The organism is Streptomyces sp. MCA2, from assembly GCF_023544705.1.
Lineage (GTDB): Bacteria > Actinomycetota > Actinomycetes > Streptomycetales > Streptomycetaceae > Streptomyces > Streptomyces decoyicus.
This window is the reverse complement of sequence record NZ_JAMJFM010000032.1, coordinates 19,852-42,747: the sequence shown is the minus strand read 5'-3', so window position 1 is coordinate 42,747 and position 22,896 is coordinate 19,852. Positions and strand designations below refer to the sequence as shown.

19 protein-coding genes are annotated in these 22,896 nt (G+C 71.4%); 9 read left to right on the top strand and 10 right to left on the bottom strand.

Annotated elements, in window-relative coordinates; translation table 11 throughout:
- Positions 1 to 61: 61 nt before the first annotated feature.
- From M8I34_RS24920 to M8I34_RS24910, 3 genes are read left to right on the top strand one after another with little or no spacing between them, the layout of a single operon-like run.
- Entirely contained in the window at positions 62 to 1,201 is a 1,140-nt protein-coding gene (locus M8I34_RS24920) for a 5-(carboxyamino)imidazole ribonucleotide synthase (protein WP_308372670.1), read from the top strand.
- Entirely contained in the window at positions 1,198 to 1,767 is a 570-nt protein-coding gene (gene purE, locus M8I34_RS24915) for a 5-(carboxyamino)imidazole ribonucleotide mutase (RefSeq protein ID WP_244414475.1), read from the top strand. Before M8I34_RS24920 ends, purE begins: the two co-directional genes overlap by 4 nt.
- Entirely contained in the window at positions 1,764 to 2,951 is a 1,188-nt protein-coding gene (locus M8I34_RS24910; protein WP_250052639.1) for a dipeptidase, read from the top strand. The genes purE and M8I34_RS24910 overlap by 4 nt, the downstream gene beginning before the upstream one ends.
- A gap of 18 nt (positions 2,952 to 2,969) precedes the next feature.
- Here M8I34_RS24910 and M8I34_RS24905 read toward each other — a convergent pair whose 3' ends face one another.
- Together M8I34_RS24905 and M8I34_RS24900 are read right to left on the bottom strand one after the other, a co-directional pair.
- Positions 2,970 to 3,341, bottom strand: a complete 372-nt coding sequence (locus M8I34_RS24905; RefSeq protein WP_250052630.1) for a VOC family protein — start codon at positions 3,339 to 3,341, stop codon at positions 2,970 to 2,972.
- 383 nt (positions 3,342 to 3,724) lie between these two features.
- A complete protein-coding gene (locus tag M8I34_RS24900; protein WP_244414478.1) occupies positions 3,725 to 5,065 on the bottom strand; it encodes a UDP-glucose/GDP-mannose dehydrogenase family protein in 1,341 nt (446 codons plus the stop codon).
- A 256-nt stretch (positions 5,066 to 5,321) separates the two neighbouring features.
- Here M8I34_RS24900 and M8I34_RS24895 point away from each other — a divergent pair, with 256 nt between their 5' ends.
- A complete protein-coding gene (locus M8I34_RS24895; protein ID WP_244414479.1) occupies positions 5,322 to 6,497 on the top strand; it encodes an acyl-CoA dehydrogenase family protein in 1,176 nt (391 codons plus the stop codon).
- 78 nt (positions 6,498 to 6,575) lie between these two features.
- Here M8I34_RS24895 and M8I34_RS24890 read toward each other — a convergent pair whose 3' ends face one another.
- Entirely contained in the window at positions 6,576 to 7,868 is a 1,293-nt protein-coding gene (locus tag M8I34_RS24890; protein WP_250052629.1) for an LCP family protein, read from the bottom strand.
- A gap of 272 nt (positions 7,869 to 8,140) precedes the next feature.
- On the opposite strand from M8I34_RS24890, the gene M8I34_RS24885 reads away from it, so the two are divergent.
- Positions 8,141 to 8,695, top strand: a complete 555-nt coding sequence (locus tag M8I34_RS24885; RefSeq protein WP_244414481.1) for an acyl-CoA thioesterase — start codon at positions 8,141 to 8,143, stop codon at positions 8,693 to 8,695.
- Here M8I34_RS24885 and M8I34_RS24880 read toward each other — a convergent pair.
- The 3 genes from M8I34_RS24880 to M8I34_RS24870 all read right to left on the bottom strand — a co-directional run bounded on the left by M8I34_RS24880 (position 8,646) and on the right by M8I34_RS24870 (position 11,365).
- A complete protein-coding gene (locus M8I34_RS24880; protein WP_250052628.1) occupies positions 8,646 to 9,227 on the bottom strand; it encodes a VanZ family protein in 582 nt (193 codons plus the stop codon). The genes M8I34_RS24885 and M8I34_RS24880 overlap by 50 nt on opposite strands.
- 73 nt (positions 9,228 to 9,300) lie before the next feature.
- Positions 9,301 to 9,810, bottom strand: a complete 510-nt coding sequence (locus M8I34_RS24875) for a hypothetical protein (protein ID WP_250052626.1) — start codon at positions 9,808 to 9,810, stop codon at positions 9,301 to 9,303.
- Positions 9,811 to 9,880: 70 nt separating this feature from the next.
- Positions 9,881 to 11,365 carry an LCP family protein gene (locus M8I34_RS24870; protein WP_250052625.1) on the bottom strand — a complete coding sequence of 495 codons (1,485 nt, stop codon included), beginning with the start codon at positions 11,363 to 11,365 and terminating at the stop codon, positions 9,881 to 9,883.
- Between the two features lie 274 nt (positions 11,366 to 11,639).
- Here M8I34_RS24870 and M8I34_RS24865 point away from each other — a divergent pair, with 274 nt between their 5' ends.
- Positions 11,640 to 12,686: a glycosyltransferase family 2 protein gene (locus M8I34_RS24865; RefSeq protein ID WP_250052622.1), complete on the top strand. Its 1,047-nt coding sequence runs from the start codon at positions 11,640 to 11,642 to the stop codon at positions 12,684 to 12,686.
- A 236-nt stretch (positions 12,687 to 12,922) separates the two neighbouring features.
- Here the strand turns inward: M8I34_RS24865 and M8I34_RS24860 are convergent, their stop codons facing one another.
- From M8I34_RS24860 to M8I34_RS24845, 4 genes are all read right to left on the bottom strand, one after another.
- Positions 12,923 to 14,617, bottom strand: coding sequence for an LCP family protein (locus tag M8I34_RS24860; RefSeq protein ID WP_250052613.1), 1,695 nt, complete (start codon positions 14,615 to 14,617; stop codon positions 12,923 to 12,925).
- 71 nt (positions 14,618 to 14,688) lie between these two features.
- Positions 14,689 to 16,437 (bottom strand): LCP family protein, encoded by a 1,749-nt coding sequence (locus tag M8I34_RS24855; protein ID WP_250052611.1) that lies wholly within the window; start codon positions 16,435 to 16,437, stop codon positions 14,689 to 14,691.
- Between the two features lie 224 nt (positions 16,438 to 16,661).
- Complete coding sequence (locus M8I34_RS24850) at positions 16,662 to 17,888, bottom strand: LCP family protein (protein ID WP_374210983.1); 1,227 nt, start codon at positions 17,886 to 17,888, stop codon at positions 16,662 to 16,664.
- 168 nt (positions 17,889 to 18,056) lie between these two features.
- Positions 18,057 to 18,818, bottom strand: a complete 762-nt coding sequence (locus tag M8I34_RS24845) for a TIGR03089 family protein (RefSeq protein ID WP_250052608.1) — start codon at positions 18,816 to 18,818, stop codon at positions 18,057 to 18,059.
- A 111-nt stretch (positions 18,819 to 18,929) separates the two neighbouring features.
- Here M8I34_RS24845 and M8I34_RS24840 point away from each other — a divergent pair, with 111 nt between their 5' ends.
- From M8I34_RS24840 to M8I34_RS24830, 3 genes are all read left to right on the top strand, one after another.
- Positions 18,930 to 20,297 carry an N-acetylmuramoyl-L-alanine amidase gene (locus M8I34_RS24840; protein ID WP_250052606.1) on the top strand — a complete coding sequence of 456 codons (1,368 nt, stop codon included), beginning with the start codon at positions 18,930 to 18,932 and terminating at the stop codon, positions 20,295 to 20,297.
- A gap of 369 nt (positions 20,298 to 20,666) precedes the next feature.
- Entirely contained in the window at positions 20,667 to 21,749 is a 1,083-nt protein-coding gene (locus tag M8I34_RS24835) for an NDP-sugar synthase (RefSeq protein ID WP_250052604.1), read from the top strand.
- 76 nt (positions 21,750 to 21,825) lie between these two features.
- A complete protein-coding gene (locus M8I34_RS24830; RefSeq protein ID WP_250052602.1) occupies positions 21,826 to 22,731 on the top strand; it encodes a DNA-3-methyladenine glycosylase in 906 nt (301 codons plus the stop codon).
- Positions 22,732 to 22,896 lie beyond the last annotated feature (165 nt).

Sequence of the window (22,896 nt, the reverse complement as noted above, 5' to 3'; positions counted from 1 at the left end):
ACTCAGAGGATCATCCAAGCCCGCGTCGGGGTCGGCGGTGGCGTACGGATACCCTGGGGGCGTGACGTTCCCGGTAGTCGGCATGGTCGGCGGCGGTCAGCTCGCCCGTATGACCCACGAGGCGGGTATCCCCCTCGGCATCAAATTCAAGCTCCTCAGCGACACCCCGCAGGATTCGGCGGCTCAGGTGGTCGGTGATGTCGTCATTGGCGACTACCGCGATCTGGACACGCTGCGTTCCTTCGCCCGTGGCTGCGATGTGATCACCTTCGATCACGAGCATGTTCCCACCGAGCATTTGCGGGCACTGGAGGCCGACGGGATCCCCGTACGGCCCGGTCCGGATGCGCTGGTGCACGCCCAGGACAAGGGGGTGATGCGGGCGAAGCTGGACGCGATCGGCGTGCCCTGCCCGCGGCACCGCATCGTGTCCGATCCCGCCGATGTCGAGCGGTTCGCGGCGGAGGGTGCGGGCTTCCCCGTGATCCTCAAGACCGTCCGCGGCGGCTATGACGGCAAGGGCGTGTGGGTCGTGCGATCCTCCAAGGAGGCCGCCGAGCCGTTCCGCGCCGGGGTGCCCGTCCTCGCGGAGGAAAAGGTCGATTTCGCCCGCGAACTGGCCGCCAACATCGTCCGCTCCCCGCACGGCCAGGCCGTCGCCTACCCGGTCGTGGAGTCCATCCAGGTCGACGGCGTCTGCGACACCGTGATCGCGCCGGCACCCGGCCTCGACCCGGAGCTGGCGGGCCAGGCCCAGGAGCTGGCGCTGCGCATCGCCCAGGAGCTGGACGTCGTCGGTCATCTGGCCGTCGAGCTCTTCGAGACCGCCGACGGCCGCATCCTGGTCAACGAGCTCGCCATGCGCCCGCACAACTCCGGCCACTGGACCCAGGACGGCGCGATCACCTCGCAGTTCGCCAACCACGTCCGTGCCGTGCTCGACCTCCCGCTCGGCGATCCGCGCCCGCGCGCCCGCTGGACGGTCATGGCCAATGTCCTCGGCGGCGACTACCCCGACATGTATTACGCGTACCTCCATTGCATGGCACGGGACCCGCAGCTGAAGATCCATATGTACGGCAAGGATGTGAAGCCCGGCCGTAAGGTCGGCCACGTCAACACCTACGGCGACGATCTGGCGGATGTGCGCGAGCGCGCCGCGCACGCCGCCGGCTACCTGCGAGGAACGATCACCGAATGACGTCCAGCGCAACGACCGCCGACGCGACCCCCGCCGACCCGTCCCCCGTGGTCGGCATCGTCATGGGCTCCGACTCCGACTGGCCCGTCATGGAGGCCGCCGCCCAGGCCCTCGCCGAGTTCGAGATCCCCTACGAGGTCGATGTCGTCTCGGCGCACCGCATGCCGCGCGAGATGATCGCGTACGGCGAGGAGGCGGACGGGCGCGGCCTGAAGGCGATCATCGCGGGCGCCGGGGGCGCGGCCCACCTCCCCGGGATGCTCGCCTCGGTCACCCCGCTCCCGGTCATCGGCGTCCCGGTCCCGCTCAAGTACCTGGACGGCATGGACTCCCTCCTCTCCATCGTGCAGATGCCGGCCGGGGTGCCGGTCGCCACCGTCTCCGTCGGCGGAGCCCGTAACGCCGGGCTGCTGGCCGCCCGGATCCTCGCCACCCAGGACCCCGAACTCCTCGCCCGGATGCGGGAGTTCCAGCAGGAGCTGAACGACCAGGCCACCGAGAAGGGCAAGCGGCTGCGCAACAAGGTCGCCTCCCCGGCCGGCTTCGGCTTCGGGGGCGGCAAGTGAGCTCCTCCCTGGACGCCGCCCGGGATCTGCTCGCCCGCTGGCCCGTCGTCGACGGCCACAACGACCTGCCCTGGGCGCTGCGCGAGCAGGTCCGCTACGACCTCGACCGGCGCGACATCGCCGCCGACCAGTCCGCGCACCTCCACACCGACCTGCCGCGGCTGCGGGACGGCGGCGTCGGCGCGCAGTTCTGGTCGGTGTACGTACGCGCCGACTACGCGGGCGACAAGGCCGTCAGCGCGACCCTCGAACAGATCGATGTGGTGCGGGAGCTGGTCGCCCGCCACCCCGAGGCGCTGCGCCTCGCGTTCACCGCCGACGACATGGAGGCGGCCCGGGACGAGAGCCGGATCGCGTCCCTCATGGGCGCCGAGGGCGGCCACTCCATCCACAACTCGCTGGCCACCCTGCGCGCGCTGCACCGGCTGGGCGTGCGCTATATGACGCTCACCCACAACGACACCCTCGACTGGGCGGACTCCGCGACCGACGAGCCGCGCCACCAGGGGCTGTCGGCCTTCGGCGAGGAGGTCGTCCGTGAGATGAACCGCTGCGGGATGCTGGTCGACCTCTCGCACGTCTCGGCCGACACCATGCGCGACGCACTGCGCGTCAGCACCGCGCCGGTGATCTTCTCGCACTCCTCCGCGCGGGCCGTCTGCGACCACCCGCGCAACATCCCCGACGACGTGCTGGCGCAGCTGCCCGCCAACGGCGGTGTCGCGATGGCCACCTTCGTGCCGAAGTTCGTGCTGCCCGCGGCCGTCGAGTGGACGCTGCGCGCCGACGAGAACATGCGGGCCCACGGTCTGCACCACCTCGACACCACCGAGGCGGGCATGCGGGTCCAGCGGGACTTCGAAGCCGCGCACCCCCGCCCGATGGCCACCGCGGCCACCGTCGCCGATCACCTCGACCACATGCGCGAGGTCGCCGGTGTCGACCACATCGGGATCGGCGGCGACTTCGACGGCACCGCCTTCACCCCGGCCGATCTGGCCGATGTCGCCGGCTACCCGAACCTGATCGCCGAGCTGCTGGACCGCAAGTGGTCCGAGGCCGACCTGGCCAAGCTCACCTGGCAGAACGCCGTCCGCACGCTGCGCGCCGCCGAGGACGTGGCACGCGCCGAGCAGCAGCGGCGCGGCCCGTCCCACGCGACGATCGAGCAGCTGGACGGCTGACGCACCGGGCCGGGGCCCTCACCTCAGACAGAGGCAGAACGGGTGCCCGGCCGGGTCGAGATAGACCCGCCAGTCGCGCTGGCCGTCGTCGTGCTGGACGAGCTTGGCACCCAGCGCGACGATCGTGCGCTCGGCCTCGTCGATCTTCGCTCGCGGTACGTCGAAGTCGAGGTGCAGCTGCTGCGGCACGTCCTGGCCGGGCCACTGCGGCGGCCGGTAGTCCGCCACCCGCTGGAACGCGAGGGCCCGGCCGTCCGGCCCGGCGACCTCGACCCATTCGTCGTCCCCTCCGGCTTCGACCCGCCGGCCGAGCATCTCCGCGTAGAAGTCCGCGAGTGCCCGGGGGTCGGGACAGTCCAGTGCGACGACACCGAGTGTGATGAGGCTCATGGCGTCACGATAGCTGCGCTTTTGCCGCTGCCCCACGTCTTCGGCTTTCCCGCCGTTGCGCCTGCGGCGGGCCGTTGCCGCTGCGCTGGGCTGTTCGGCTGCGGGACCGCCCCTCCGGACTCCGTCCTGCGGTCCGGCCCCTCCCGTTGGGGGTGGGAGGAGACCGGTGGGGGTGCAGGCAGACGCTCAGGCGCGCCCAGTGGACGTCGCACAGGGACACCGGAAAGGAAACGCGCGCCCCCACTCACCTCACCACCCACCCACGGGAGGGGACGGACCGCAGGACGGAGTCCGGAGGGCCGTCACCGCACCCGACAAACCCACGCCCGCCGCAGGCGCAACGGCGACAAACGCCCGCGGAGGGAAAGCCGGGTACGTGGGAACTAGGCCCGAGGGCGCCCCAGCGCCCGGTACGTCCAGCCCGCCTTGCGCCACAGTTCGGGGTCGAGGGCATTGCGGCCGTCGAGGATGCGGCGTTCGGCGACGACGTCGCCCAACGCGGCCGGGTCCAGCTCGCGGAACTCGCGCCACTCCGTCAGATGCAGCACCACGTCCGCGCCGCGCACCGCCTCCAGCGCGCTGTCCGCGTACGCCAGCGTCGGGAAGAGCCGCCGGGCGTTCTCCATGCCCTTGGGGTCGTACACCGTCACCTGGCCGCCCTGGAGGTGGATCTGACCGGCGACATTGAGCGCGGGGGAGTCCCGGACGTCGTCCGAGTCCGGCTTGAAGGTCGCCCCCAGAACGGCGACCCGCTTGCCGAGGAAGCCGCCGCCGACCGCGTCCCGGGTCAGCTCGACCATGTGACCGCGGCGCCGCATGTTGATCGAGTCGATCTCGCGCAGGAACGTCAGCGCCTGGTCGGCGCCCAGCTCACCGGCGCGCGCCATGAACGCCCGCAGGTCCTTGGGGAGGCAACCGCCGCCGAAGCCGATACCGGCCCGCAGGAACTTCTTGCCGATCCGGTCGTCGTGCCCGATGGCCTCGGCCAGCTTCACCACATCGCCGTCGGCCGCCTCGCAGACCTCCGCCATGGCGTTGATGAAGGAGATCTTCGTGGCCAGGAAGGAGTTGGCGGAGGTCTTCACCAGCTCGGACGTCGGGTAGTCCATGACGATGAACGGCGAGCCCTCGGCGATCGGGGCGGCATACACCTCGCGCAGCAGCTCCTCGGCCCGCTCACCGGCCACGCCCACGACGATCCGGTCCGGGTGCAGGGTGTCCTTGACGGCGAACCCCTCGCGCAGGAACTCCGGGTTCCAGGCCAGCTCGGCGGCGGCGCCCGCCGGGGCGGCCGCGGCCAGCCGCTCGGCGAGCCGGGCCGCGCTGCCGACCGGCACCGTCGACTTGCCGACCACCAGCGCGGGCCGGGTCAGATGCGGCGCCAGCGAGTCGAAGGCGTTCTCCACGTACGACATGTCACAGGCGTACTCGCCGTGCTTCTGCGGAGTGTTCACACAGACGAAGTGGACATCGCCGAAGGCCCCGGCCTCCTCGTAGGAGGTGGTGAAGCGCAGCCGGCCGGTCGAGCCCTCGATCCCGTCGACATGGCGGCGCAGCAGCTCCTCCAGGCCGGGCTCGTACATCGGGACCTCGCCCCGCTGAAGCATCTCGATCTTCTCGGGGACCACGTCCAGCCCCAGCACCTCGAACCCCAGCTCGGCCATGGCCGCGGCGTGGGTCGCGCCGAGGTAGCCGGTGCCGATCACGGTGATCTTGAGGGCCATGGATGCTCCAAAAAGAGGGGAGGCGGCGCGGAGCGCCGGGGTTGCGGGGTGGTCGGGTCATGGGGCTTAAGGAAAACGGCGCTGACCGAGCATAGTCGGGCCCGGTAGGGCCTCCGCCGGGCCGTGGCGGGCAGCTCTGTAACTGTCGGCAACCTCACGTATCCGCAGGCCCGGTCAGGCCCCTAGAATCCGGAGAGGTAAAGGGTTACTTAACGGTAGTTAGCACTGCCGACAGCTCACAGGGGAGTGAGAAAGCGTGGCGGGAACCGCTGATTTCGATCTGTACCGGCCGTCCGAGGAGCACGACATGCTCCGCGAGTCGGTGCGCTCGCTCGCCGAGGCGAAAATCGCGCCGTTCGCCGCCGCGGTGGACGAGGAGGCCCGCTTCCCCCAGGAGGCGCTCGACGCGCTGGTCGCCAACGACCTGCACGCCGTCCATGTACCGGAGGCCTACGGCGGTGCCGGCGCCGATGCGCTGGCGACCGTCATCGTCATCGAGGAGGTCGCCCGCGTCTGCGCGTCGTCCTCCCTCATACCGGCGGTCAACAAGCTCGGATCGCTGCCGGTGATCCTCTCCGGCTCCGAGGAGCTGAAGGCGAAGTACCTGGGCCCGCTGGCCAAGGGTGACGGGATGTTCTCGTACTGCCTGAGCGAGCCGGACGCCGGTTCCGACGCGGCGGGCATGAAGACCAAGGCCGTCCGCGACGGCGACCACTACATCCTCAACGGCGTCAAGCGCTGGATCACCAACGCCGGCGTCAGCGAGTACTACACGGTGATGGCCGTCACCGACCCGGAGAAGCGCTCCAAGGGCATCTCGGCCTTCGTCGTCGAGAAGGGCGACGAGGGCGTCTCCTTCGGCGCCCCGGAGAAGAAGCTCGGCATCAAGGGCTCCCCGACCCGCGAGGTCTACCTCGACAACGTCCGGATCCCCGCCGACCGCATGATCGGCGCGGAGGGCACCGGTTTTGCCACCGCCATGAAGACCCTGGACCACACCCGCATCACCATCGCGGCCCAGGCTCTCGGCATCGCCCAGGGCGCCCTGGACTACGCGAAGGGTTACGTCCAGGAGCGCAAGCAGTTCGGCAAGCCGATCGGTGACTTCCAGGGCGTTCAGTTCATGCTCGCCGACATGGCCATGAAGGTGGAGGCGGCCCGGCAGCTCACCTACGCCGCGGCGGCCAGGTCCGAGCGGATCTCCGCCGGCGGCAAGGGCGAGGACCTCACGTTCTTCGGCGCCGCGGCCAAGTGCTACGCCTCGGACGCCGCCATGGAGATCACCACGGACGCCGTCCAGCTGCTCGGCGGCTACGGCTACACCCGTGACTACCCGGTCGAGCGGATGATGCGGGACGCCAAGATCACGCAGATCTACGAGGGCACCAACCAGGTCCAGCGGATCGTGATGGCGCGCAACCTGCCGCAGTAAGCAGGAATCGGGCACAGCAGAGGGGCCCCGGACCGCAGTGGCGGTCCGGGGCCCCTTCTTGGTGCGGTGGGCCGCCGGTCAGTTGCCGGAGACCGTGACCTTCTCGTCGTTGTTCAGCTGCTGGACCAGCTGGCGGAGCTTGGCCTTGTCCCAGACCAGGTTGCCGCCGGTGCTGCCGGAGATCGGCATGTTCATCGACTTGCCCTCGCCGCCGGTCACGCCCTTCATCGCGAAGAACATGTTGCCCAGGGACCACAGGCCCATGTCCTTGTCGACGATGAGGGTGTCCAGGCCGGCGCTCATCGTCGGGTAGAGCTTGAACGGGTTGAGGACGGTGCCGGGGGTGGCGGTCTGGCTCGCCAGGGTCGCCAGGAACTTCTGCTGGTTCTTCGTCCGGTCCAGGTCCTGTCCGGCGAAGGCGTGCCGGGTCCGGACGAAGGCGAGCGCCTGCTGGCCGTTCAGCGTCTGCTTGCCGGCCGGGAAGTCGGCGCCGGAGCTCTTGTCCTTGAACGCCTTGGGGATGTCCATCTCGACGCCGCCGATGGCGTCCACGATGTTGGCGAAGCCGGCGAAGCCGATCTCGACGTAGTGGTCGATGTGCAGCTTGGTGTTGTACTCGACGGTGCGCGTCAGCAGCTCCGGGCCGTCCTCGGCGTAGGCCGCGTTGAGCTTGGTGTGCCGTCCGGTGCCCGGGTACTTCTTGCCGGAGTCCGAGCCGACGTAGGTGGGTATCTCCACGTCCGAGTCGCGCGGCAGGGATATCAGCGTCGGGCCGTTGCTGCCGTCGTGCAGGATCATCATCGAGTCGGTGCGCTTGCCCGCGGCGGAGCCGGTGTGCAGCTTCTGCTTGTCCGCGGCGGACATGCCCTCGCGGCTGTCCGAGCCGACGATCAGGTAGTTCGTGCCGTCGCCCGTCACGGGCCGGTCGATGACCTTGCTCAGGTCCACCTTGCGGCGGAGCTTGCCGTCGGCCCAGAAGTAGGTGGCCACCGAGGTGACCGCCAGCACGGCGACCAGGGTGATGACCGTCCACTTGATGCGCTTGCCCCAGCGGGGGCGCGGCCGGCCGCCGCGGCCGGGACCGTCGTCGTAGCCGTCACCGCCGCCACGGCCGCCGCCGTAGACCTGGCCGGTGTTGTAGCCGTTGTCGTATGCGTCGTCGTAGCCCTGGGACTGCTGCGGCGGCACGGCCGCGCCACGGCGCGGGGACATCGACGGCGGCAGCGGAGGCTCGTGCCGCTGATAGCCGGGGCCTGCGTCGCGCTGCACCCGTGGCATCGCGCGCGCACCCTCCGGCTCGGCACTGCCGCTGCCGTGTCCGTACCGGTTGCCGCTCTGGTCGCCGGACCACCCATTGGGCCACTCATTCATACGGGGAAGTGTGCATGCCGCAGAGGGGTACTCCATAGAGCGGGTGCGGGATCGGGCCATGGCTGTTGCAGAGCTGATGCAAAGCTACGGCGGCCTTCCGCCGCATACCGCAAGCGGCCGTGACCATTCCGACCTGCATGAATGGAAGCAACCATTCCGGATGGTTTCCGGCGTGAGGCGTGAGACCTGCGTCACGGACCTGCGCAAACGGCGAGACCAGTCTCACGATCGGCGCGGGGCGGTGCCCTTCGGCCGACACTTAGGCTGGCTGCATGACCGAACTCGTCACCGACAACCCCGAGGGCGAGGTTGTGGGCAAGCCCACGTCCGTATCCCGCATCACACTCAGCCACATCATGACGGCCGGTGACACGAACCTGCTGGGAACGGTGCACGGCGGCGTGATCATGAAGCTCGTCGACGATGCGGCGGGCGCCGTGGCCGGACGCCACTCCGGCGGGCCCGCCGTGACGGCCTCCATGGACGAGATGGCCTTCCTCGAACCCGTCCGGATCGGCGACCTCGTGCATGTGCGCGCCCAGGTCAACTGGACCGGCCGCTCCTCGATGGAGGTCGGCGTACGGGTCCTGGCCGAGCGCTGGAACGAATCCCTCCCGCCCCAGCAGGTCGGCTCCGCCTACCTGGTCTTCGCCGCCGTCGACGAGCAGGGCAAGCCGCGCCGGGTGCCGCCGGTGCTCCCCGAGACCGAGCGGGACAAGCGCCGCTACCAGGAGGCGCAGATCCGCCGGACGCACCGCCTCGCCCGGCGGCGCGCGATCATGGAGCTGCGTGAACGGCGCGCCGCGGAAGGCCTCGACGACGCATAGCGGCGACCGCCAGCTGCCCGAGCAGCGCCAGTCCCGACCCGATGACCGTGCCGGCCGCCGCGCAGATCACATCGTCGATATCGGCGACCCGGCCGGCCCGCATCAGCACCTGCGCCGTCTCGGTGACCAGACACAGGCCCACGCCCAGCAGGAACGCCACGGCGGCCGACGCGCGCGGCGCCGCGAACCTCAGCAGCAGCGACAGGGGCACGAACAGCGCGGCATCGGCGACCTGCCGCCGCACCAGCATCGTCAGCTCCCCCGGCTCCAGCTGGGCCCCCAGGTCGAACAGCCCCTCACCGGGCCGCCACCACACCGTGGCGTCCGTGGAGCCGATCGGCTGGCTCGGCGCGAGCGTCACCACCAGAAGCAGCAGCAGCCACCCGGCGAGCGCCGTCCGGGCCGCGGTGCGCGGCGCGGCACCGCCGGGGACGAGCGCCGTCCACAGGGCGAGCGCCATGGCCACCGCCAGGGACAGCACCACGAAGAGCGCCACCGTGGTGGGGGTGACGCCCAGCACAACCTGCCACACGATGCGCCCCTTTCAGGCAATCCAGAACATCCGGAGCATCCAGGACATCAAGAGCATGAAGGTCCTCCGGACGTCAGCTACAGCTCCACTTGGTGACATAGACCGTCTCGCCACGCTCCATGACGCCCCGGATGCATTCATCCGCGAGCATCTCCACCCGGCCGCTCAGCACGACGGTGCCGCCCTGTGTCCGCCGGGTGCCGAACCAGCCCGGGAAGGCGGTGATCCGGTCGTTCCTGCGCTGATACCCGAGCCGCACGGTGATCGCGTCCCGCCCGGCCGCCCGCCCGTCGCCCGCCACCGCCCCGGCGGCAGCCGCCTCGCGACGCGCCGGCACGCCGTACCGCCGGTAGGTCGCGGTGTACGTACCGTCGGCCCCCACCGGACCGCGCAGACACAGCTGACCGCGCACCAGGTCCCCGCAGCCGGTCGGCTCGGCGGGCGCCGCCGGTGCCGTGGCGGCGGTGGCCGCGACCAGGCACATCGCCGCCACGGCCACCGCGATCCGGCGTGCGTCGCGGCGGGGGTCCGGGCGGCGCGCGGGCGGCCTGGCCGCGGTGCGACGGGGCGCGGGGACGCTCATGCCGCACCCTCGCTTCGCCCGGTCCCGCGCTCGCGAGGCGCGCACCCTTCCCTGCTCCCGCTGCGCTCGCTCATGGGCACACCGCCTCGTCGCCGGTGATCGCCGAGATCCCGCCCGGCTTCTGCGGCGGCTCCTCGGCCCGTACCCGCTGCACCGCCTGGCGGCCCCGGCCGACCGTCACCTGCATCACCGGCCCCCGCCCGGCCACCGGGCGCAGCTCGGCGCCGGGCAGCGCGACGGCCAGCGAGCGGGCCGAACGGTCCCAGCGCGGGTCGTAGGCGATGACCGTACGGGGCGGCGTGCCGGGAGAGGGGCCGGCCGCGGGGGCGGCGGTGGCGGCGGCGGGGGCGGCCGGGGCGGCGAAGCCGGTGGCGCGCAGGGCGCCGGTCACCTTGGCGGCCGGGCCGGGCCGGTCGCTGCCGTCGCCGACCTGCACCTGGACCTGTCCCGGCGGTACGTCCACGACCCTCGCCCGTGACTCCTTGCGGTCCCGGTGCATCGCGATCGGCTTGTCCTCGCGGATCGCCTGGAAGAGCTTCGGTGCCTGCACCGGATCCCACCGCACGGTCGAGCCGACCCCCGGCACCGGCTGGGCCACATTGCCCAGGGGGACGGAGGTGAACTCCGAGGACGAGGGGGTGAAGCCACGCATGGCCTGCCCGAGATCGACCAGGTCATTGGCCGCGAAGCCCGAGTCGGCCCGTACCGACTTGAGCATCGTGTCGGCGACGTCCCTGAAGCGGATCGGGTTCATCAGCACTCCGGAGGAGGTGATCTTGTGGATGAGGGCGGCCAGGAAACGCTGCTGGCGCTGCATCCGGCCGAGGTCGGCGGAGCCGTCGATATGCCGTGAGCGCACGTACTGGAGCGCCTGGCCGCCGTTGAGCTTCGACTTGCCGACCGGCAGATCCAGGCCCGTATAGCTGTCGCGCAGTGGCCGTACGGTGCAGATCTCGACCCCGCCGACCGCGTCCACGCTGCGCATGAAGCTGGTGAAGTCGACCTCCAGGTAGTGGTCGATATGCACCCCCGTCATGTGCTCGACGGTCCGCACGGTCAGGCTGGGGCCGCCCTCGGCGTAGGCCGCGTTCAGCTTGATGGCGTGCGTGGCGCGCTGTCCGCCGGTCACCGCGTCCGTATGCGCGGGGACCTCGGCATAGGAGTCGCGGGGGAGGCTGACCACGCTGGCGCGGTCCCGGTCGGCGGAGAGGTGCACCAGCATCAGGGTGTCGGTGCAGTGACAGGGCGCGCCGCCCAGGTGGTACTTCTGCTTCTCCGCGGGGGTGAGCTTGTCGCGCCCGTCGGTGCCGACGACCAGGAAGTTCAGGCCGTCGCCGCCCCCGGGCCGGTCGCTCATGCCCGTGAAGGCGTCCACCCGGCCGATACCGCTCTCCACACCGGTGACCACGGCGTGCCCGACGCCGCTCGCGGCCAGCACCAGCACGGACGTGACGGCGCCGATCCGCAGCCCCCAGCGCGGGCCCGGCGGTCGCCGGCGCGGGCCGGACCGGGCCCGGCGCCTGGCCGGACGGGGGGAGCGGAACGGCGCGGTCACGGGGACACCTCCGCGGCTGGACGGGCGTGATCGGTGCCCGGCGGGGGGAGCGGATGAGGGTGGGCAGGGGACGATCAGGGGCGAATGCGGCGAGAGCAATGTAAGTCCATATGATCGGATGCAAAGCGCCACACGCCGGACATCCGTTTCCGGCCCACCCGGCTGCGTCCGACGCCGTCCCCCATTCGCGGTAACGTGAGGCGCGATTCTGCAGTCTCCCGGCGGGCGCTGCCGTCGCTGGCGGCTCCGCCGCGGGCCGTACCCCTGAGGAACCATGCCGCAGCAGCAGCCCCCGGCCGTCTCCGTGATCATGCCGGTGCTCAATGAGGAACGACACCTGCGCAACTCGGTCCGGCACATCCTGGAGCAGGAGTACGCCGGTGAGATGGAGGTGGTGATCGCCCTCGGCCCGTCCGCGGACCGTACGGACGAGATCGCCGCCGAGCTCGTCGCCGAGGATGCCCGGGTGCACACGGTGCCGAACCCCACCGGCCGTACCCCCGCGGCACTGAACGCCGCGATCAAGGCGTCCCGGCATCCGATCGTGGTCCGCGTCGACGGCCACGGCATGCTCTCGCCGAACTACATCGCCACCGCCGTGCGCCTCCTGGAGGAGACCGGCGCCGCGAACGTCGGCGGCATCATGCACGCCGAGGGGGAGAATGCCTGGGAGGACGCGGTCGCCGCCGCGATGACCTCCAAGATCGGCGTGGGCAATGCCGCCTTCCACACGGGCGGGCAGGCCGGCCCCGCCGAGACCGTCTTCCTCGGCGTCTTCCGCCGCGAGGTGCTGGAGCAGCAGGGCGGCTACAACGAGGAGTTCATCCGCGCCCAGGACTGGGAGCTGAACTTCCGTATCCGTGAGGCCGGCGGGCAGATCTGGTTCTCGCCCGAGCTGCGGGTGCAGTACCGCCCGCGGCCGAGCGTGAAGGCGCTGGCCAAGCAGTACAAGGACTACGGCAAGTGGCGGCACGTCGTCGCCCGTTACCACGCCGGTTCGATCAACCTGCGCTATCTCGCGCCGCCGACCGCGGTGTGCGCCATCGCGGCGGGCCTGGTCGTCGGCGCGGCGGTCACCCCCTGGGGCCTGGTCGTGCCGGCCGGCTATCTCGCGGCCATCACCGCGGGGTCGTTGCCCGCCGGCAAGGGCCTGTCCCTCAAGGCCCGCGCCCAGATCCCCCTCGCCCTGGCCACCATGCACCTGACCTGGGGCATCGGCTTCCTGACCAGCCCCCGCTCGCTCGCCAAGAGGGTCATCGCCAGCCGCCGCCCGGCGGTCATGCCCCCGGCGGCCGGGGCGGAGCGGGCCGGGGCGGAGTAGACCAAGGCGCGGAGCGGGCCGGGCAGGCCGGGACGGAGTAGGGCACGGCGGAGCAGGCAGGGCAGGCCGGGACGGAGCAAGCCCGCGCCGAGTTGGACCGGCCGCTTCGGCAAACCTCCCCTCTACACCCGCCCACCCCCCGAAGGGGGGTGGGCGGCGGGGAAAAAACCCACAGGGCCGCCGGCAGCCCCCGTAGGCACCGTCCCCGTCAGGCACCGGCCCGTCAGGCGCCGGCCCTAGAAGGTGTACTGCGGATTCACCTTCATGCAGGCCTTGGAGTCCTCGCCGTTGAGCGCATCCGCGCTGTCCGGGGCCTTGTCGGCGGCCTTCTCCTCGCCCGACTTCTTCGGGTACGCCGAGCCGTTGCGCCAGTCGTTGCCGACCACCAGCCGCATCCCGGTGGCCGAACTGGACTCCCGTACCGCGCTCTTGGGCAGTCCGAGCGCCTTCGCCAGCGCCAGGGCGTCGCCGCGCTGCCCCTTGTCCCGGTACGTGATGGTGGTGTCGGCCTGGGTGGTGAGCGCGGAGTCGGTGCCGGCCGCGGAGTAGCCGAGACCGGACAGCCGCTGCTGGACGACCGAAGCGCGGCCGGAGACCGGCCCGTTCACCGTGCTGTTGGTGCCGTTCTGCACCACAACCTTCAGCTGCGCCTTGGGAGTCGACGGCTCGGGGTCCGGCGTCGCCTTCTTCTTCTTGTCCTTGCCGTCCAGCGCGGTGTCGTTGCGCAGCAGCCCGAAGGTCGCCTCCGCGTCGCCGGGCTTGGGCATGACATACGACTCGTCGGGGCTGTACTGCCAGGGCATGGTGACCATCGTGATCCGCTTGGTCGGCACCCGGCTGAGGTCGCCGCCCAGGTCGTAGAGCTTCTTGACGGTGTCGAGGCCGTCGTCGACGGTCAGTGCCTTGGTCGCGGCCTCCGCCAGGTCACGCAGCTGCCCCGGGTTGGAGAGCTTGGTGCCCTTCTTCAGCTGACGGACCATCGAGTTCATGTACATGTGCTGGGCCTTGGCCCGGCCGATGTCGGTGTTGTCCTCGAAGCCGTAGCGGGTACGCAGCCACTGGAGCGCCTGCACGCCCTTGACGGGATGGGTGCCCTTCTCCATCCGCAGCCCGCTGCCATGGCCCTTGCTGTCGTGCGAGTAGACGTTTCTGTCGACGCAGACCGGGACACCGCCGATGGCGTCCGCCATGTCCACCACGCCGGAGAAGTCGACCATCATGAAGTGGTCGACGTAGATGCCGGTCAGCTCCTGCCAGGTGGCGAGCGTGCAGCCCGGACCGCCGTGCTGGAGCGACTCGTTGATGGCCGCTGAGGTCTGCGGATAGACCTTGCGGGTCTTCGGGTCGGTGCACTCGGGGATCGTCACCCGGGTGTCCCGGGGTATGGAGATCACCGACATGTTGCTGCGGTCGGCGGAGACATGCAGCAGCATCTGCACATCGGCGAGCGGTTTGCGGTCCGCGTCCTGCCGGGCGCCGCCGAGCTCGATGTTCTTCTTGCTGTTCCGGCCGTCCGAGCCCAGCAGCAGGATGTTCAGCGGGCTCTGCCCGAAGGCATTGGGGTCCGGTTTCTTCAGACCGCCCCCGCCCAGGGACCTCGGTGCCTTGCGGAGGTTCGCGTTGAGGTGCTCGTAGTACCAGTATCCGGCGCCCGCGCCGCCCACTATCAGGACGGCGACGGTGAGGGCGGTCCAGCGCAGCACCTTGCGGCCCTTGCCGCCGCGCGGCCGGCCCCCTTTGCGGTGCCCGCCCCCGTCGGCGGGCGCATCCCCGTCACCGGAGGACACGGCACCGCCCGCGGGGGGCGTCCAGCCGGGTGCGTCCGGCGGCAGCCCCTGGTCCTGGTACGGACCGTCGTCCAAGCCCGGCTCCTGTGCATCCGGTTGGCGTCGCCTGCGTGATCGGTCACCACGCACACTGCTCTGCCGCATTGGGCTCTCTCCCCGTTTTCGGTCCGGTGGTGCGCTCGGCGCCTCCGCGGGGCGGCCGGATCCCGCTCAGGTCACTTCGCGCAGACGTTCTTGTCATCTGCATTGACGTTCTGCACCCCGTCCGGGGTTTCGGTCGGCGCCTCGATCGGCGAGCCCGGTGCCTTGAAGTCCTTGCCGAGGGTGAGCTTCATCGGTACGCGGTCACCGGCGTTCTGCGAGGACTTCTTCAGCGCGCTCTTGGGCAGCCCCATCCAGTCGGCCAGGGTGGCGGCCTGGTCGGCCTGGTTGGGCGCGTATTCGAGGCGGGTGGCGGCCAGCTTCGCCGGCGCGTTGCCGGCGTTGGTGGAGAGCTTGGCGGCCTTGTTGTTCTGGAGCCAGTCCACGGTCTCCTGGGCCGAGCCGATGGGCCCGCCGCCGTTGGTGACGTCGACCCGCACCTGCTCGGGCGGAGCCTTCTTCGCCGGAGCGGACTTCTTGCCCTTGCCCTTCTTGCCCTTGGCCAGCGCGTGGTCGGCTCGCACCATCGCGAACAGCGGGTCCGCCGCGGTCTTGTTGAGGATGACGGTGGCCGGGTCGTCGGGGTTGTCCAGCACCGGCACCGTGGCGAAGGTGACCTTGTCGATGTCGACCTTCTTGAGATCGGTACCAAAATCCAGCAGCTTGTTCGCGCTGCCGATACCGGTGTCGACGGTGAGTGCCTTGGTCGCCGCCTGGCTGACGTCGTAGAGCTTGCCGGGGCTGCTGAAGGCGCTGGACTTCAGCTTGCGGATCAGCGAGCTGAGGAACTGCTGCTGCATCTTGATCCGGTCGAGGTCACTGCCGAACCCGATGGCGTGCCGGGTACGGACGAAGGCCAGTGCCTGCTCACCCTTGACGATGTGCCGGCCGGCCTTCAACTTCAGGTGCGACTTGGGGTCGTTGAGGTCCTTGCCCGCACACACCTCGACGCCGTCGACCGCGGTGGACAGCGACTTGACCGCATTGAAGTCGGCCATCATGAAGTGGTTTATCTTCAGGCCGGTCAGCTTCTCGACGGTGCGCCAGGTGCAGCCGGGGTCCCGGCCCTCCTGGCCCAGGCTCGTGTTGAAGCGCACCCCGTGCTCGCCGGGGATGTTCTTCGTCGAACCGTCCTTCTGCTTCGTCGGGCAGGTCGGGATGTCCGTGATCATGTCGCGCGGGATGCTCAGCGCGGTGGCGTTCGACCGGTCCTTGGAGATGTGCATCAGGATCGTGGTGTCCGCGTGCCCCACGCTGCCGGCGTCGCCGTAGCCGGAGTTGCCCTTCCCGGAGCGGGCGTCCGTGCCGATGATGAGGACGTTGACCGGGCCGTCGGAGACCGCGTCGTTCTCCACACCGACGTCGACCTTGGAGATGTTCCCGTTCAGCTGCTGGTAGAGGTAGAACGCGCCACCGCAGCCGGCGACGAGGACAAAGCCCACCACACCGGCCGTCCAGTACAGCGCCTTCTGCTTGCCGGACTTCTTCGGCTTGCGCTTACGACGGCCGGCCGGGCCCGCCGCCGCTGCCGCCGCACGGCTGCCGGCCGCCCGGCGGGACGCACGGCCGCCGGGGCGCTCGTCGTCATCGGCGCTCTCGTCCCCGCGCGCACGCTGGGTCGGCAGCGGCCGGGTGTCGGTGTCGCCGCCGGACCTGCCCGCGGCGCGTCTGGAGCCCGCCGTCTTGCGGTCGGCGGGGCGAGCGGGGGCTTGACCTGCTTGGTCAAGCCGCAGCTCGTAATTGCCGGTGTTCGGGTCGAACACCCACTGATCGGCGGGATCGACATTGTTGTCGCCCGCCCGCCCACGGCCTTGCGCGTCCACGGTGCCTTGAGTCCTCCGTCGGTGCCACGCGGCGCCATCCCCTCAAGGCGCTCGGTCGGTCGATCGTGCATTGCATGGTTCATCGGTCAGCTGGTCCTGCGACCGGATCGCTCACACTATCCGCCCAGTTCAGCGCCCCGCGACGCTCGTGACAAATTCCACTTGCCTACAACTGGGCAATCCGCCCAATCCATTCGAGTCACCGGCTGTACTTTGCGGCATCTTTATTCGCAGATCCCGTGTTCCGCCGTCGTTCCGGGAAAGGCGGGGCCCGAACTCGGGGACGGCGAGGGCGGTCCGGCCGCCCGGCCGGACGGTGCTCCGTCTCCCGTGCGGACCGGCTTCTCCTCGGTGCCGGGCGGGGGCTTCACCGTCACCGGAAGATCCCTGTGCAGCTGTCCGAAGAGCCGGTCGGCGTCCGGCTGGAGCAGCTCATCGCGGTTGGGGTCGTAGCGGTACTCCCGGCGTGGCACGGTCATCAGCCGGACCTGGTCGGTGGGAATGCTGCGGGTGCTCCGCACCAATTCGTACAGCCCCTTCAGGGAAGCCAGCGCGGCGTCCGTGGTCAGTGAACTGGTCGCGGCATCCAGCACCGGATACAGCCGGGTCGGATTGAGCAGGACACCATTACTCTGCACTTTCTTCACGAGAGCGCCAAGAAAGTCTTGTTGTCGCTGCATGCGCTGGGTGTCGCTGCCGTTGCCCAGGCTCTTACGGGCCCGTACGAATCCGAGCGCGGCCTCGCCGTGCAGCGTCTGCCGGCCCGCGGGCAGGGAGAGCTCCGCCTCGCGGTCGTGGACGGGCCGGGTCAGACAGATCTCGACGCCGTCCACCGCGTCCACCATCTTCTTGAAGCCGACGAAGTCGATGATCAGGTAGTGGTCGATACGGATACCGGTCAGCGTCTCGACCGTCCGGATCGTGCAGGCCGCGCCGCCGAGCGCGAACGCCTCGTTGAACCGGGTCGTCCGCGGTTCGGTCTCCGTGGCGTCCGGGTTCTTGCAGTGCGGAACGGCCACCACCAGATCGCGCGGGATGCTCACCGCGGTCGCGCTCCTCCGGTCCGAAGCGAGGTGCAGCAGCATCGTGGTGTCCGAGCGCTGGCCGGTGCTGCGGCCGTATCGGCCGTTGTCGCCCTTACGGCTGTCGGAGCCGAGCAGCAGCACGTTCTCGGCGTTCGGCGGGCCCGCCGGGGGCCGCTCGGACTCCCACTTCCGCAGCTCTTTCTCGGTGGCGCTGTCGGTGTGGATATTGCCGTTGAGCTTGGTGTACACCGCCCAGCCGGTACCGGCCCCGCCCAGCAGGAAACCGGCGGCCCCCAGTGCGGCCCAGCGCCGCCAGCCCCACCGGTGGGGCGGAATGCGCGGCGGCCCCGGCCGGCCCGAACCCGGCCCCCGGGCGGGGTGCTCGCCCCAGCCGGCGAACCTGGGGGGTTCGGGGGTCTCGGTCACCTGTGCGTCCATCCCTCACGGAGTCGGCGTCGCGCCCGCACACGGGCCCGGACGGAACAAGAGACGGACGAAACCCGCGCAGGGTTGTACGTACTCAAGATCATGGACCGAAAAGGGCGAACCGGCCCGCCGCGGGCGCCACCGGTCCGCCGGACGGGGGAGTGCCGTTCAGTGCGGCAGCGGCGCCCTGAACGTGATCTTCTCGCTGCTCTCGCGGGTGGCCGTGGCCGGTGCGTCCAGCTGGTCAAGGTGGCGGCACAGGACCACGGAACCGCTGGTCGCCAGCGGCGCGTACAGCCCGTACGCCAGGCCCTGCCAGCTGTCGTACGGCAGCCCCGACAGCACCCGGGGCGCCTCGGGCAGCCCGGCCGCGTCCGCGTCGGCCAGCGCGCGGGCCACGATCCCGGCACCGGTCAGCTCCTCGCCGCCGACCACCAGGGCCGCGGCCCCCGGGTCCACCGGTGCGAACGGCGCGAACCGGTCGCCCTGGCCCGGCACCTCGACGGCGTAGTCCGCGAAACCCTCCGGCGGCTGCGGGAAACGGCCGCCCAGCGGGCGCAGCGCCAGCGCCACCCGCTCCCCGGAGCAGCCGCGCCCCGCATCGAGCCGGTCCGGCCCGGCGACGACGAGATCGGCGGCGGCCGGATCGCCGTCCACCTCCGCGACCACGCCCACCGACGAGCAGGCCAGCAGCCAGACGGCGGTCTGCCAGTGCGCGGGCAGCAGCAGCGCGAGCCGGTCGCCGGGCTCGGCGGCCAGATCGCCCTGGAGGTAGTTGGCGGTCTTGGCCACCCAATTGGCGAAGGTCGCGACGGACAGTTCCACGCGCTCGCCGGTGGCGTCGTCGTAGAAGGTCACCAGCGGGCGGGCCGGGTCCGCGGCGAGCGCGGAACTCAGCAGGTCGGCGGGGGTGCGATCGGTGGCGTTCATCGCGGCCAGGGTACGCGCGGCGGCGGCCGGCGTCGGGCCGGGCACAGCAGCCTTCGGCCACCGGATCGGCCGATGTCCCGTCAGGCCACCGTTGGCGCGTTCGGTCCGCCCATGTCCAGGATTTTGTCCATGCGCCCCTTCCTCGTGACCTGCCTCGGCGCCGTGTGCACCGCCGCCCTCGCCCTCTCCCTCGCGCCGACGGCCGGTGCGAGCGCCGCCCCCGCCCCGGCCGCCGTGCCGGGCGCCACGAGAACCGGTGATCTGCCGGGCAGCACCCAGTCCCTGCCGGTGGCGACGCTCGGCGCACCCGGCCCGCACACCACCGACCGCGACACCACCACGGTGCCCACCCCCGGGACGCTGGGTCTGCCGGCCCGCACCGTACGGCCGTTCTCCCTGCTCGGGATCGTCTGGGACGACGCCGCCGCCGAGCTGCGGGGCCGGGTCCAGGTCCGCACCCGCGCCACCGGCGGCCAGTGGTCCGACTGGCAGGACGTCCAGGTCCACAACGACGACGCCCCCGACCTCGGCTCCGCCGAGCGGCACGGCAGCGGCGTACGGGGCAGCACCGCGCCGTTGTGGGTGGGCGACTCCGACGCCGTCCAACTGCGCATCACCCCCGAGACCCACGACCGCGCACCGGCCACCGTCCCGGCCGGGCTACGGCTGGAACTCGTCGACCCCGGCAGGAAACCGCGCTCCGTCCGCGGCGCGCACGCCGACCCCCCGGCCCCGGTCGGCGCCGAGGCCGTCGCGGCCTCCGCCGCCAACGACGGCCTCGCCCCGCTCGGCGCCACCGAGATCCCGGCCCTCGACCAGGCCGCCTCCGACGCCGACATCGCCGTGGCGGGCGGGCCGTCCTCCGCTCACCCCGCCATCGGACCGCGCCCCCGCATCGTCACCCGGGCCGGCTGGGGCGCCGACGAGCATCTGCGCGAAAAGGCCTTCACCTACACCCGCACCGTCCGCGCCGCCTTCGTCCACCACAGCGGCTCCGGCAACAACTACACCTGCGACGAGGCCCCTGCGCTGATCCGCGCCATGTACCGCTTCCACGTCATGAGCAACCACTGGCGGGACATCGGCTACAACTTCCTCATCGACAAGTGCGGAACGGTCTACGAGGGCCGGGCGGGCGGCGTCGCCAAGCCCGTCATGGGCGCCCACACCCTCGGCTTCAACTCCGACAGCACCGGCATCGCCGTCCTCGGCGCCTTCACCGACACCGAACCGCCCCGGCCCGCCATCGACGCCATCGCCCGTCTGACGGCCTGGAAGCTCGGTCTCTACGGTGTCGATCCGCGCACCATGACGAAGCTGCTGTCCGCCGGCGGAAACCGCTTCCCCAAGGGCGCCAAGGTCCCGCTGCACGTCATCTCCGGCCACCGGGACGGCTTCACCACCGACTGCCCCGGCCTCCACCTCTACAACAAGCTCGCCGCCACCCGCCTCGCCGCGGCCGGCCTTCAGGGCCGCTGACCTGCTCCGTCGGGCCGGGCGGCAGCACCCGGGTTTGCGGGCGTCCGGCACGGTGCATGTTGCAGGGACCACTGAACCGTTCCTGTCGTTGACACGTCTTGGCGACCACGACGTGTGCGCTCCCGGCCCGCGCGGCCCCGTGATCCGAACGGCACGGGGCACCCCCCACCGCCGAGGGCGCCTGCCGGCCCGTCTGCCTACACTGGTCGGCCGATCGGCCGACCCCAGCAGGAAGCAGAGAAGACTCCGTGAGCGTCGTACGTGCAGCCGCCGGGCTGTGGTCGACGACGAGAGCCGCACCGTTGCTCCCTCCTAGCCCGCCATCGGGCAGGAGAGGCCCAGCGGGCGGAGAAGTGAACAGAGGTCACAGTGACTGAAGCGATCCTCCTGGTCGGCGGCAAGGGCACGCGGCTGCGTCCGCTGACGGTGCATACGCCCAAGCCCATGGTCCCGGCGGCCGGTGTGCCGTTCCTCACCCATCAGCTGGCCCGCGCCCGGGCCGCGGGTATCGAGCACATCGTCCTCGCCACCTCCTACCTCGCCGAGGTCTTCGAGCCGTACTTCGGCGACGGATCGACGCTGGGCCTGCACCTGGAGTACGTCACCGAGCACGAGCCGCTGGGCACCGGCGGCGCCATCCGCAATGTCGCCTCGCGGCTGCACTCCGGCCCCGACGACCCGGTACTGATCTTCAACGGCGACATCCTCACCGGTCTGGACATCGCGGCCCTCGTCGGCACCCACCGCACCTCCGGTGCCGATGTCTCGCTGCACCTCACCCGGGTCGAGGACCCGCGCGCCTTCGGCCTCGTCCCCACCGACGACACCGGCCGGGTCACCGCCTTCCTGGAGAAGCCGCAGACCCCCGAGGAGATCGTCACCGACCAGATCAACGCCGGCGCCTACGTCTTCAACCGGTCCGTCATCGACACCATCCCGGCCGGCCGCCCGGTCTCCGTCGAACGCGAGACCTTCCCCGGCCTGCTCGCCGAGGGCGCCCACCTCCAGGGCATGGTCGACTCCACGTACTGGCTCGACCTCGGCACCCCGCAGGCCTTCGTCCGCGGTTCCGCCGACCTGGTCCTGGGCCGCGCCCCGTCCCCGGCGGTGCCCGGCCGCCGCGGGGACCGCCTGGTCCTGGAGACCGCCGAGGTCGCCCCCGACGCCAAGCTCACCGGCGGCACCGTCGCCGGAGCGCGCACCGTCATCGGCTCCGGCGCCCGGATCGACGGCAGCGCCGTCCTCGAAGGCGCGGTCATCGAGGAGGGCGCCCAGATCCGTGACTCGCTGATCGGCGCCGGCGCGCACATCGGGGCCCGTACGGTCCTGGACGGTGCGGTCATCGGCGACGGCGCGCGGATCGGCGCCGACAACGAGCTGCGCGGCGGCATCCGCATCTGGTGCGACGCCGACATCCCGGCCGGGTCGGTGCGCTTCTCCTCCGACCAGTAGGCCGGTCACCGGGGGCCGTGACCGTGCTTGTCCACAGGGCCCGGTCCGCCCCGGCCGCATCGCCTAACCTGGCCGCATGCCCGCCCGTACCTGGCTGCCGCCCGGCCCGTTCGACCTGCACCGCACCCTTGGTGTGCTCCAGCGCGGTCCCGGCGACCCCGCGTTCGCGGTGCGCGGCGGCGAACTGTGGCGGGCCTGCCGTACGCCCCAGGGCCCCGGCACACTGCGCGTCGCGGCCCGCCCGGCCGCCGGCAGCGTCGAGGCGGAGGCCTGGGGGCCGGGTGCCGACTGGCTGCTGGCGCACCTCCCCGACCTGCTGGGGGAGTCCGACGACCCGGCGCAGCTGACCGCCCGGCACCGCATCGTCCATGAGGCCCGCCGCCGCCATCCCGGCGTCCGGCTGGCGAGGACCGGCCTGGTCCTGGAGTCGCTGATCCCCTCGGTCCTGGAGCAGAAGGTCACCAGCGACGAGGCCTACCGCGCCTGGCGGCTCCTGCTCCAGCGGCACGGCGAGCCCGCCCCCGGCCCCTGGGAGCGGATGCGGGTGATGCCGGACCCGCGCGGCTGGGCGCTGATCCCCTCCTGGGAGTGGCACCGCGCGGGTGTCGACGCCAAGCGCTCGTCCACGATCCTGCGCGCGGTGCGGGCCGCCCGCCGGATGGAGGAGGCCGCGCGGATGGACCTCGCGGACGCCACCCGCCGGCTGACGGCGATACCGGGCATCGGCCCGTGGACGGCCGCCGAGACCCTCCAGCGCACCCTCGGCGCGCCGGACGCGATCACGGTCGGCGATCTCCATCTGCCGAAGATCATCGGCTTTGCCCTCACCGGCCGGCGCGGCACCACCGACGAGGAGATGCTCGAACTCCTCGCCCCCTACGAGGGCCAGCGGCACCGCGCGGCCAGGCTGATCCTGCTGTCCGGCCGCGTCCCGCCGCGCCGCGCCCCGCGGTTCCCCGTGGGGGACATCGCCCGGCTCTGACCCGCAGCGACGGCGCGGTCCGGCGCACGATGACGGAATCAGTGCGCGATGACGGATCCGCGCACGCTCGCGGACCCGCACACGCTCACGGATCAGCGCACGCTCCCGGATCCGCACACGAGACGGATCAATGCACGACGACGGACCACCGCACGATGACGGATC

Coding starts and splice junctions, on each gene's coding strand:
- purE (WP_244414475.1), top strand. CDS start 1,198: ATGACGTCCAGCGCAACGACCGCCGACGCGACCCCCGCCGACCCGTCC.
- M8I34_RS24905 (WP_250052630.1), bottom strand. CDS start 3,341: ATGAGCCTCATCACACTCGGTGTCGTCGCACTGGACTGTCCCGACCCC.
- M8I34_RS24900 (WP_244414478.1), bottom strand. CDS start 5,065: ATGGCCCTCAAGATCACCGTGATCGGCACCGGCTACCTCGGCGCGACC.
- M8I34_RS24890 (WP_250052629.1), bottom strand. CDS start 7,868: ATGAATGAGTGGCCCAATGGGTGGTCCGGCGACCAGAGCGGCAACCGG.
- M8I34_RS24885 (WP_244414481.1), top strand. CDS start 8,141: ATGACCGAACTCGTCACCGACAACCCCGAGGGCGAGGTTGTGGGCAAG.
- M8I34_RS24875 (WP_250052626.1), bottom strand. CDS start 9,810: ATGAGCGTCCCCGCGCCCCGTCGCACCGCGGCCAGGCCGCCCGCGCGC.
- M8I34_RS24865 (WP_250052622.1), top strand. CDS start 11,640: ATGCCGCAGCAGCAGCCCCCGGCCGTCTCCGTGATCATGCCGGTGCTC.
- M8I34_RS24860 (WP_250052613.1), bottom strand. CDS start 14,617: ATGCGGCAGAGCAGTGTGCGTGGTGACCGATCACGCAGGCGACGCCAA.
- M8I34_RS24845 (WP_250052608.1), bottom strand. CDS start 18,818: ATGAACGCCACCGATCGCACCCCCGCCGACCTGCTGAGTTCCGCGCTC.
- M8I34_RS24840 (WP_250052606.1), top strand. CDS start 18,930: ATGTCCAGGATTTTGTCCATGCGCCCCTTCCTCGTGACCTGCCTCGGC.
- M8I34_RS24830 (WP_250052602.1), top strand. CDS start 21,826: ATGCCCGCCCGTACCTGGCTGCCGCCCGGCCCGTTCGACCTGCACCGC.